This window comes from Cupriavidus sp. 01L46 (assembly GCF_056399905.1).
Window position 1 is genome coordinate 1 of record NZ_JBFTSF010000541.1, and the last position, 2,991, is coordinate 2,991.

Annotated in this window: 3 protein-coding genes and 2 pseudogenes; 4 read left to right on the plus strand and 1 reads right to left on the minus strand. The window is 65.1% G+C overall.

Features of this window, described 5'->3' with window-relative positions; translation table 11 throughout:
* The 4 genes and pseudogenes from AC1DS3_RS38095 to AC1DS3_RS38110 form a co-directional block, all read left to right on the plus strand.
* A partial coding sequence (locus tag AC1DS3_RS38095) for a hypothetical protein (RefSeq protein ID WP_477129304.1) occupies positions 1-181 on the plus strand: 181 nt, incomplete at its 5' end.
* Between the two features lie 10 nt (positions 182-191).
* Complete coding sequence (locus AC1DS3_RS38100; protein WP_441634229.1) at positions 192-920, plus strand: DapH/DapD/GlmU-related protein; 729 nt, start codon at positions 192-194, stop codon at positions 918-920.
* A gap of 10 nt (positions 921-930) precedes the next feature.
* Positions 931-1,916 (plus strand): annotated as a pseudogene (locus AC1DS3_RS38105) (acyltransferase family protein).
* A 146-nt stretch (positions 1,917-2,062) separates the two neighbouring features.
* Positions 2,063-2,536, plus strand: a complete 474-nt coding sequence (locus AC1DS3_RS38110) for a transposase (protein WP_441634233.1) — start codon at positions 2,063-2,065, stop codon at positions 2,534-2,536.
* A 123-nt stretch (positions 2,537-2,659) separates the two neighbouring features.
* On the opposite strand, the pseudogene AC1DS3_RS38115 reads toward AC1DS3_RS38110, so the two are convergent.
* A pseudogene (locus AC1DS3_RS38115) lies at positions 2,660-2,991 on the minus strand (hypothetical protein); the annotation flags it as partial.

A 2,991-nucleotide genomic window follows, 5' to 3' on the forward strand; every position in this document is an offset into this window, starting at 1 on the left:
GGCCAATCGCGCCAAATTGCCGGCCAGCCACGTTTTCACGTTCGATAATTTTCCCGACAGGAACGTAATGAATGAATTCGCGTTCCTGCGAATGCAGGATGCACGATGCAGCGCGCAAGACGATGGATTCCCCCGTGCGGCGATGCCCAGCATTGCCGAGCGCCGCGGGGCCACCCAGTGAGAGGCGGAACATGGATACCGAAGCTTATGCCGATTGTCTCGATGTGGTCGGCGATCCACGCGGGGCTGGCCGTGACAATAGCCGCGAGGCCAATCGCGAAAGCAACCGCGATGCAAGCCGGGACAGCCTGGCCAGCACGCCGGGCCACCGCGTCATCGACCTCACCCGCGCCGGCAAAGGCAACTACGTGCGCCGCCGCGGCCTGCTGGTCGAGGCGGCGTGGTTCCTGGTCGAAGCCGGCATCATCAACAACAAGCTGAATCCGTTCTCCGGGCTGCGCGTCGCGCTGCTGCGCCTGTTCGGCGCTCGGATCGGCCAGCACTGCCGGCTGGTCCACCCGCTGCGCATCAAGTCGCCCTGGAACCTGGAAGTGGGCGATGGCTGCTGGTTCGGCGTGGATGTGTGGATCTACAACCAGGCCAGCATCCGCATCGGCTCCAACGTCTGCATCTCGCAAGGCAGCTTCCTGACGGCGGGCTCGCACGATCTGGACAGCAACATGGACTTGCACGTCGCGCCGATCGTGATCGAAGACGGTGTGTGGATCACGTCCAAGTGCGTCATCCAGAAAGGCATCACCATCGGCCGCTCGGCGGTGGTCACGCCGCTCTCGGTGGTGCATCACTCGCTCGAGGCCGAAGGCATCTACGGCGGCAATCCGTGCCGGTTCATCCGCAAGCGATTCGACCCGCCCGGCCACGCCGGCGCCGCCATCACGACCCCGTCCGGCCCCCTCTAAGGAGAACAGCATGGACTACCAGGCAAGCCGCGACGTCAACCCGACCAGCCGGTCCATCGAACTCGATTTCGTTCGCGGGCTGGCCATCATTGCCGTGATGGGAATGCACTTCCACACGGTCAGCACCGGCAGCCAGTGGGTCGCCCTGATCGAGTATCCGCTCAAGAACTTCGGGCGCGAAGGGGTCAACCTGTTCTTCACGCTGAGCGGCTTCATGGGAATCTCACACACATGCAGAACTACCTCGGCTCCTCCATTGCGCAGACCTGGAGCCTTGCCGTGGAAGAACACTTCTACCTGTTCCTGCCAGCGCTGGTGCTGTTGTTCGCCCGCCYGCGCGTGCGCGCCGACACCATCCTGTGGACGTTGGGCACCTTGTGCGTGGTGGTGCTGGCCGCGCGCTGCGCCGCGGTCGCCAGTGGCGAGCTGGAAGCCGCATCCGCCTACACGCAATATCGCATCGACAGCCTGCTYGTCGGCGTCATGCTGGCCACGGTCTACTGGATGAAGCCGGAACTGTACCGCCGCATCGCCGGGCAAAAGCTGCGGCTGCTGGCCGTGGTGGCAGGCACGGTCGTCTGGCTGGTATTCCTGCAGCGCAACCTGGTGCTGGAGGAGAGCATCGGCTACACCATCCAGGCCATCGGCTTTGCCGCGCTGATCGTGCTGGTGCTCGAATACTCCGGCGGCATACGCGGCGCCAGGCTATACCGCGCGGTGGCGTGGATCGGCGTGTATTCCTACGGCATCTATCTGTGGCACTCCGTAGCGCTGGCCCCGGGCGACGTGTTTATTCGCAAGGCCAGCACGTTCGGCATCCCCGTCATGGTGGCCTGGGGGCTAGCCCTTGCGCTGCAGTTTGCCGTTGCGATCATCGCCGGCTACGCCGCCACGCGCGCGATCGAGTTCCCCTTCCTGCGCATTCGCGATGCGCTGTTCCCGGCCCGCCGCCGCGGCACGCCCGCCGCACAGCCGGCCGAGCAGCACGCCGCGTGAGCTGACCCGACGCCGTCCCCGCAGGCGTCAGCCACGTGCCGCGCGGGACTCGAGTTACCGACCGCCAATACCCCAGGGCATGGCCTTGCCCCCGGGGGAGGAAGGCCAGCAACCGAGCGGCAACAGAGGAATCAAGGTGAATCACAGTGGCTAGATATACACAGTCCTTCAAGGAACGCGCCATTGCGCGGATGCTGCCTCCCGAGAACGCCAGTGTTGCGCAGGTGTCCGCCGAGATGGGGATATCGCCGGCGGCGCTGGAGCGCTGGCGCGCGGTGGCCCTCGCCCCACCCCCTGCCAACCCGCCCGGCGCCGGCGAAGCACGCCTGGATGCCGTGCTTGCCACCGGCGCCATGGGCGAGTTGCAGAAGAGCGCCTGGTGCCGCGAAAATGCGATCGACCCGACCGAGCTGGAATGCTGGCGGCAAAGCGCCGCGGCGGCGCTGGCGGACAACCGCGGGATTGGCGCAGTGCGCAGGCGGCACGAGCAGGATCAGAAGCGGATTCGGGAATTGGAGAGGGAGTTGCGGCGCAAGGAGCAGGCGTTGGCCGAAACCGCGACGTTGCTGGTGCTGACCAAGAATGTGACTTCGTTGTTTGCTGCGCCTGAGGATAAGTGATTGCGGTGATTGCGGGCTGCTGGCGCGGTCCGCGACAGCAGGTAGGCCCCTCAAAAAACGACCCACCCACGATCACCTGCGCCACAGCCGGATGCCCCTGGCAAGAGCGGCCTCCCAAGCCTCCTACCTCCCCACATACCCCTCCGGCGCAGTCACATTCCCCTGCGCCACGGCAGCATTGGTGGATATCACATAAACCGGCGTCTCCGTCAAAGCCAGTGCAACCTGTCCATTCGAGTAAGCCACGGACGCCGCATTCCCCATCATGTCCAGCACCGTTACCTGCCCGCTGGACCCGGGTGCATCTACCTGCAGGCTATAGGCAGCGTTATACGTCGCGCTGAACCCCGTAGCCGCGCTCCAGTTGGCATTGTTGTGCGCCCACAATGCCGTCACCACGCTGCCATTGTTGAGCCGCTGGAATGCGTAGCCGTAGAGGCCGAACGGCAGTCCGT